Source organism: Nonomuraea sp. NPDC004186 (assembly GCF_053603495.1).
The window spans coordinates 36,034-42,722 of sequence record NZ_JBSGFQ010000109.1 but is presented as its reverse complement, the minus strand read 5'-3'; the positions used below and the strand labels follow the sequence as shown (position 1 = coordinate 42,722).

General features: G+C 72.3%; 8 protein-coding genes. 5 read left to right on the top strand and 3 right to left on the bottom strand.

The features are described 5' to 3' along the window. Positions 1-71: 71 nt before the first annotated feature. The 3 genes from ACWEPL_RS51845 to ACWEPL_RS51835 are packed head-to-tail and all read left to right on the top strand — an operon-like array spanning position 72 to position 2,534. Positions 72-710, top strand: coding sequence for a TetR/AcrR family transcriptional regulator (locus ACWEPL_RS51845; RefSeq protein WP_355200822.1), 639 nt, complete (start codon positions 72-74; stop codon positions 708-710). Between the two features lie 3 nt (positions 711-713). Continuing rightward, entirely contained in the window at positions 714-1,535 is an 822-nt protein-coding gene (locus ACWEPL_RS51840; protein ID WP_452440770.1) for a class I SAM-dependent methyltransferase, read from the top strand. Between the two features lie 45 nt (positions 1,536-1,580). After that, on the top strand, positions 1,581-2,534 hold the full coding sequence (locus ACWEPL_RS51835) for an NAD-dependent epimerase/dehydratase family protein (protein WP_452440769.1): 954 nt from the start codon (positions 1,581-1,583) through the stop codon (positions 2,532-2,534). Positions 2,535-2,544: 10 nt separating this feature from the next. On the opposite strand, the gene ACWEPL_RS51830 is transcribed toward ACWEPL_RS51835, so the two are convergent. Both ACWEPL_RS51830 and ACWEPL_RS51825 read right to left on the bottom strand, forming a co-directional pair. Next, positions 2,545-3,732, bottom strand: coding sequence for a glycosyltransferase (locus tag ACWEPL_RS51830; protein ID WP_452440767.1), 1,188 nt, complete (start codon positions 3,730-3,732; stop codon positions 2,545-2,547). Next, complete coding sequence (locus ACWEPL_RS51825; RefSeq protein ID WP_452440766.1) at positions 3,729-4,952, bottom strand: glycosyltransferase family 9 protein; 1,224 nt, start codon at positions 4,950-4,952, stop codon at positions 3,729-3,731. Before ACWEPL_RS51825 ends, ACWEPL_RS51830 begins: the two co-directional genes overlap by 4 nt. Before the next feature lie 168 nt (positions 4,953-5,120). Here ACWEPL_RS51825 and ACWEPL_RS51820 point away from each other — a divergent pair, with 168 nt between their 5' ends. Together ACWEPL_RS51820 and ACWEPL_RS51815 are read left to right on the top strand one after the other, a co-directional pair. Continuing rightward, the gene (locus tag ACWEPL_RS51820) at positions 5,121-5,711 is read left to right on the top strand and encodes a D-glycero-alpha-D-manno-heptose-1,7-bisphosphate 7-phosphatase (protein WP_350735325.1); all 591 of its coding nucleotides are present in this window, start codon (positions 5,121-5,123) and stop codon (positions 5,709-5,711) included. 46 nt (positions 5,712-5,757) lie between these two features. Then, entirely contained in the window at positions 5,758-6,000 is a 243-nt protein-coding gene (locus tag ACWEPL_RS51815) for a WhiB family transcriptional regulator (RefSeq protein ID WP_363969792.1), read from the top strand. A 25-nt stretch (positions 6,001-6,025) separates the two neighbouring features. On the opposite strand, the gene def is transcribed toward ACWEPL_RS51815, so the two are convergent. Beyond that, a complete protein-coding gene (def, locus tag ACWEPL_RS51810; RefSeq protein WP_452440765.1) occupies positions 6,026-6,538 on the bottom strand; it encodes a peptide deformylase in 513 nt (170 codons plus the stop codon). Between the last annotated feature and the right edge of the window lie 151 nt (positions 6,539-6,689).

The following is a 6,689-nucleotide window of genomic DNA, read 5'->3' as shown; positions in this document are numbered from 1 at the left end:
GGTGTCCGCGCGCGCAAAACCGCGCGCGCAAACCTTGCCACGAGACTGAACGCGCGTTTAGCATACTGAACATGTGTTCAGCGCATTCGGACCTGACCGCGCAGGCGAAGATCCGCGACGCGGCCATCGCCCACTTCGCCCGCGACGGCTTCCAGAAGACGAACCTGCGGGCCGTCGCCGCCACCGCGGGCGTGAGCGCCGCCCTGGTCATCCACCACTTCGGCAGCAAGGAGAAGCTGCGGAGCGCCTGCGACGACCATGTGCTCGGCGTGCTGGTACGGCGGGCGCACGACGCCGGGACGCCCAACCTGCTGGGCGAGTTCATGGCGGACCCGGAGGAGTACCAGCTCAAGGTGCGCTACATGGTCCGGGCGATCGAGGAGGACACCCCCGCGGGGGGCAGGTTCGTCGACACGCTGGTGGCCGAGTCGGAGTCGATCCTGCGGGCCGGGATCGCCGAGGGTTCGGTGCGGCCGTCCTCGGACGTGCGGGCCATGGCCGTGCTCACCGTGCTGACCAGCCTCGCCATGCTGACCATGGCGCCACCCCTGACGCGCGCGCTCGGGCACGAAGGCTTCGGCCCCGAGGTCCTGCGCCGGATGACGCTGCCCACGCTGGAGCTCTTCACCCACGGCCTGTACGCGGACGACGCGCCGCTGAAGGCGGCCACAGCCGCCTGGGAGGCCTCTCAAGAGAACAGGGACGAATGACCGATGACGACCCCCATTCCCGCTCTGACCCCGCTCCAGGACACCCTGTGGCTGACACTGTGCGGCAGGGCGCTCGACAACCGCCTGCCCCGCCCCGTCCTGGGCGACCGGATGGCCGACGAGATCGTCCGCAAGGTCGGCTACGACTACGGCAAGCTCCACATCCCCTCCTCCAGCGCCCTCTACATCGCGCACCGGGCCAGGAAGCTGGACGAGATCGCCCGGCGCTTCCTCGCCCGCCATCCCGACGCGATCGGCCTCGATCTGGGGGCCGGCCTCGACAGCCGGACGCTGCGCATCGCCCCGCCGCCCACCGCCGAATGGCACGACGTCGACTTCCCCGAGGTCCTCGCTGCCCGGCGGCGGCTGCTGCCGGATGAAGCCAGGCCCCACGACCTCGCCGCGGACGTCACCGACCCCGCGTGGCTGGACGGACTGCCCTCCGACCGGCCGGCGGTGATCGTCGCCGACGGGCTGATCGCGTTCCTCTCCCTGGAGGAGATGATCGCGCTGGTGAACCGCCTCATCGGCCACTTCCCCACCGGCGAGATCGCCTTCAACGGCTACAGCAAATTCGCCGTGTGGGCCCAGAAGCGGTTCGCCGTCGGCAAGAACATCATCGACGTCTCCAAGTTCCCCGGCCTCGACGACCCAAGGGAGCCCGAACGCTGGCACCCGAAGCTGAAGCTGGTCAAGGAGGTCCTGATGACGCGGGAGCCCGAGGTGGCCGGGTTCCCGGCATGGCTGCGGCTGATGAACCGCCTGACCGCGCCCAGCGCGGCGTTGTCGCGGAAGGGGAACGTGGTTCTCCACTACCGCTTCTAGGGTTAGACTGATTGTCAGTCGCACTGACGATCTGGAGAGCTGACCATGATTCTGATCACCGGCGGGCTGGGCTTCATCGGCACGCACACCACCCAGGCCCTGCTCGACCTCGGCGAATCCTGCCTGCTCGTCCAGCGCAGGCCCGCCGTGCTGCCCGAGAGGTTCGCGGACGCGCCCGTCGTCGTCGAGCAGGCCGACCTCACCGACGAGGCGGCCCTCCTGGCCGTCGGCGAGCGGCACAAGATCACCGGCATCGTGCACCTCGCCGGGTCCATCCCGTGGCCGCCCGGCGCGTACCAGCCCCTGGAGGGCGCGGACAAGTCCATCCGGAGCCTCCTGAACGTGTTCCGGGCCGCGAGCGAGTGGCAGGTGACGCGGCTCGGCCTGGCCAGCACGATCGGCGTGTACGGCGGCGTCACCGGCGAGGGCGCGCTCCAGGAGGACCTCCCCCTGCCGATGACGTCACCCCACCCGATCCCGGCGTTCAAGAAGATCGGCGAGCTGCTCGGCGACCATCTGGCCGGGGCCATGGGCCTCGACGTGGTCCACTGCCGCATCGGCGCCATCTGGGGGCCGCTCGGCCACCCCCAGTCGCCGTTCTTCGCCGCTCCCCAGCTCGTGCACGCCGCCGCGCGCGGCACGGAGCCCGACCTGTCCACGTTGCGCGCCGGCGCGTACATGGAGGACGGCATCGACCTGTGCTACGCGAAGGACTGCGGCCGCGCTCTCGCGCTGCTCCAGCTCGCGGACCGGCTGGCGCACCGCACGTACAACGTGGCCTCGGGGAGGGCGACGACCAACGGCGAGGTCGCCGCGGCGATCAGGAAGCTCGTCCCCGACGCCCGGGTCGGCCTCCCGGAGGGCCGCGACCCCGCCGCGCAGAACACCTGGCTCGACATCACCCGCCTGCGCGAGGACACGGGATACGAGCCCGCCTACGACCCCGAGCGGGCGGTCGCCGACTACCTGGCCTGGCTGCGCGCCGGGAACGAGCGTTAGGCGCGGGCGCTCAGCCTCCGAGCGCGGCCAGGCGGCCGACCATACCGTTGACGGCCTGCATGTACACGGCCTCGGTCAGCTCGGCGACGCGCGCCCAGCCGTACCTGTCGCGGGCCCTGCGAGCCCCGGCGGCGGCGAGCGCCGCCCGCCTGCCCGGGTGGTCGAGGACGTCGCTCAGCGCCCTGGCCAGGGCGCGCGGGCGGCGCGGCGGCACCAGGACGCCGCAGCCGGCGACCGTGTCCAGGTGTCCCCCGACCGCCGAGGCCACGACGGGCACGCCGCAGGCCATCGCCTCGATCGCCACCATGCCGAACGGCTCGTACCACGGCACCGTCACCAGGACGTCGGCCGAGCGCATGAGGGCCGGCACGTGCTCGCGGGGCACGCTGCCGATCACGTGGACCCGGCGTTCGAGCCCGTACGCCCGTGCCAGCTCGTACAGCCTGACCGCCTCCTCGTCGTCCTGGCGGCCGCCCGCGATCACCAGGTCGGCGTCCGGGATCCGGCGCAGCGCCCTGATCACGGTGTCCACGCCCTTGCGCGGCACCAGCCTGCCGATGCTGAGGATCAGCTTGCCGCCCGTGCGCGGCGCCACCGGCCCGCCGGGGCGGAACACCGACAGGTCCACCCCGCACGGCACGACCGCGATGCGCCGTTCGGGGACGCCCATCGCGCGCAGTTCGGCCACCTCGTCGCCGCAGGTGGCCAGCACGGCGTCGGCGCGCCTGCCGATCGCGCGCTCGGTGTCGATCCGGTGGGCGGGGCTGGTGTCGGCGTCGCCCTGCCAGCGCCGCTTGACGGTGCCGAGCGCGTGGAACGTCTGCACCACCGGCACCCCGCCGGCCGCCCGCAGCGCCGCCTGCCCGCTCATCCAGAAGTGGGCGTGGACGACGTCCGGGGGGCTCGCGGCCCAGCGGTCGGCCAGGCGCTCGGTGAACTCGGCCAGGTACGGGGGCAGCTCGTCCTTGGGGACGGGGACCGGCGGCCCGGCCGTGACGTACTCGACCGTGACGCCCGGCGCCATGGTCACCGACCCGGGCTGCCGCCCGGACGAGCGCCGGGTGTGGACGACGACCGTGTGCCCGCGCCCGGCCAGCGCGCGGGCCAGTTCGGCGACGTGGACGTTCTGGCCGCCGGAGTCGACGTCGCCGACCTGCGCCAGCGGGTCCGCGTGCTCGGAGATGAGATCGACCTTCACTGCGTCAGCTCCCTCACTGCCTTGACCACCTGCTCGCTTGTCACGTGGGACAGGCACGGGTGCCCGGGCACCGGGCAGGCGCGCGCCCCGCTTGCGCGGCAGGGCGCCTCCTGGTCTCCGAGCAGCACCGTGGGCACCCCGTACGGGGCCCACCGCGCCGCGGGGACGACGGGGGCGAACAGGCTCACGACCGGCGTCCCGACCGCCGCCGCCAGGTGCGCGGGACCGGTGTTGCCGGCCACGAGCACCCCGGCGCCGTCGATGACGGCGGCGAGTTCGGCGAACGTGGTCATGCCTCCGAGATCGACGGCGACGCGGCCGGCCACGTAGGCGGTGAGGTCACGTTCGTTGCCGGTCACGACGACCCGGTGTCCGTCCTGCGCCAGCTCCCGTACGGTCCGCCTATGCCGTTCGGCCGGCCAGGTCCGCGCGGGGGCCGATACCCCTGGGTGCACCACGACGTACGTGCCTTTGCCGGCATCGGCGCCGGCATCCAGCAGTTGCCCCAAATTTCCGCCTATATCCGGCAATGGCCGCTGAACAGCGAGTTTGCCGTCATCGCCCGTCGGCAACTCGAACCCGGCCGCCCTGGCGACCGCCAGCATCCGCTCCGCCTCGGGCACGTCGACGCTCTCGTCCACGACGTGCCGGACGTCCAGGAGCGAGCCGGGGTAGTCGTCGCTGATGGCGGTGATCCTGGGGACGCCGGCCAGCCTGAGCAGCAGGGCCAGCGGGAGCGCCGACTGGTGGAACGAGGTGAGGATCACCGCCTCGTCGACGCCCGCGAGCCGGCCGACCAGGTCGGCCGCCTGTCCCTTGGTGACGGGCGGCGGGGTGTGGTCGATCCACGGGGCCCGCCATTCGATCACCCGGTCCACGCCGGGCAGCAGCTCGGCCGCCGGCCTGCCGTCCGGGCCGGCCAGGAAGACCAGCTCGCGGGCCAGCGTGCGCACGGCCCTTACGGCGGGCCCGGCCAGCAGCACGGCGCCGGCGCCGTCCAGCCGCGCCACCAGCACCCGGCCCCGGTCGCCCGGGCCGCGATGGCTCGCGGCGCGCACGGCCCGTCTCCTGGCCGACGCGCGCGGGACCGTTCTCATCCTCCGGCGCGGGGCCGGGTCGCACAGCACCGCTCCCGGCATGCGACCGTTCATCGCCGCCTGCGCGCGCGGGCACCAGGCGGCCGGCTCGTGGAAGATCGCGTCGATGCCGAGAAACCTCATCGTTCCCCCTCAGAGGACGGGAACCGCTACCGAGAGGAGCGATGCCCAAACCTTCCCCACGCCCATGAGATGCGCAAACAGGAGAAACGGCCTGGACTTGGTCACGCTAAGTAGTTGTTTGCCTGGTTAGGCCCCGGGTAGCTGGCGGGCACGCGACGGAGGTGGAAGGTGTTCGAAAAGCGACGTCCCGGCGCGGTGCTCTTCGACCGGGACGGGACCTTGATCAGGGACGTGCCGTACAACGGCGACCCGGACCTCGTCGAGCCCATGCCGGGCGCGGTGGAGGCGGTGGCCAGGCTCAGACGGGCCGAGGTGCCGGTGGCCGTGGTCACCAACCAGTCCGGCGTGGCCAAGGGTCTGTTGTCCCCGGACGACATGGATCAGGTGAACGCCCGGGTGGAGGAGTTGCTGGGGCCGTTCGACGCGTGGGCGATCTGCGTGCACGACGACGCCGACGGCTGCACCTGCCGCAAACCGGCCCCCGGGCTCGTGATCAGAGCCGCCGCCGTGCTCGACGTCAGCCCCCGCGACTGCGTGGTCGTGGGGGACATCGGCAGGGACATGGAGGCGGCCAGGGCCGCCGGGGCCAGGGGCATCCTGGTCCCCACCCCGCAGACGTGCCAGGAGGAGATCCTGCAGGCCGCCGAGGTCGCGGACGACCTGATCGACGTCGTCGACCTGGTGCTCAGCGACGCGGAGGCGCCGGTGCCGGCCATCAGCGCGCCGTGGGCCCGCGCCCTTGGTTGGAGCCGCTGGTGAGCCTGCGGAGGTATGAGAGCAGGTCGGCTGGGTAGACGCGAGCAACATGATGATGCTCGACTGGACCCGCAGGGCCGCCTGCCTCGAACTGGACCCGGAACTGTTCTTCCCGATCTCTCTGGAAGGGCCGAGCCAGTCGCAGGCCGAACGGGCCAAGCATGTGTGCGCCGGCTGCCCCGTACGTGAGCCGTGCCTGGAGTACGCGCTGACCACGCGGCAGGCGTACGGTGTGTGGGGCGGCACCGACCCGCAGCAGCGCAGGGAGCTCGCCGTGCGCTCGGCAGCCTGAACGACGCCCCTCAGCCGAACGGGGCTCAGCCGGGCAGTGCCTCCGCCAGGAAGCGCTCCCGCTCGGCCGCCTCCAGGTGGTCGCTGAACAGCACGCCGTCGAGATGGTCGACCTCGTGCTGCAGCACCCTGGCCAGCACCCCCAGCGCGCGGACCGTCACAGGCTTGCCCATCATGTCGCGGCCACGCGCTGTGACCATGTAGGAACGTTCCAGTGGCCACCACAGCCCCGGCGCCGACAGGCACGCCTCGTCGGCCGTGACCCGCCGCTCCGACAGCTCCAGGCGGGGGTTGACCAGATGGCCCGACTTGCCGTCGTAGGAGTAGACCACCACCCGTACCGGCTCGCCCACCTGCGGCGCCGCCAGGCCCGCGCGGCCGGCGCCGGCGCGCATCGTGGCGGTCAGCGACTTGACCAGGCGCCGCAGCTCCCGGTCGAAGTCTTGCACCGGCTCCGCGACCGAACGCAGCACCGGATCGTCGAACGTGCGAATAGGCCGGACCGTCACCCGCAACTCCCCGATAGGCCACGTCGTCACCGTCAACGTTTCCCGTGACCGCGCCTCGCCAATCCCTGAGGGCCTGGCTTGTAGCACAGCGGTAACAGAGGGGACCCGCGGGCGAAACCACCCGAAAGCAGTATCGGAGGGTGATCTCACTTGCGTCACACGTGCCTGTGATGCCTGGCCG

Coding starts and splice junctions, on each gene's coding strand:
- ACWEPL_RS51845 (WP_355200822.1), top strand. CDS start 72: ATGTGTTCAGCGCATTCGGACCTGACCGCGCAGGCGAAGATCCGCGAC.
- ACWEPL_RS51840 (WP_452440770.1), top strand. CDS start 714: ATGACGACCCCCATTCCCGCTCTGACCCCGCTCCAGGACACCCTGTGG.
- ACWEPL_RS51835 (WP_452440769.1), top strand. CDS start 1,581: ATGATTCTGATCACCGGCGGGCTGGGCTTCATCGGCACGCACACCACC.
- ACWEPL_RS51825 (WP_452440766.1), bottom strand. CDS start 4,952: ATGAGGTTTCTCGGCATCGACGCGATCTTCCACGAGCCGGCCGCCTGG.
- ACWEPL_RS51815 (WP_363969792.1), top strand. CDS start 5,758: ATGATGATGCTCGACTGGACCCGCAGGGCCGCCTGCCTCGAACTGGAC.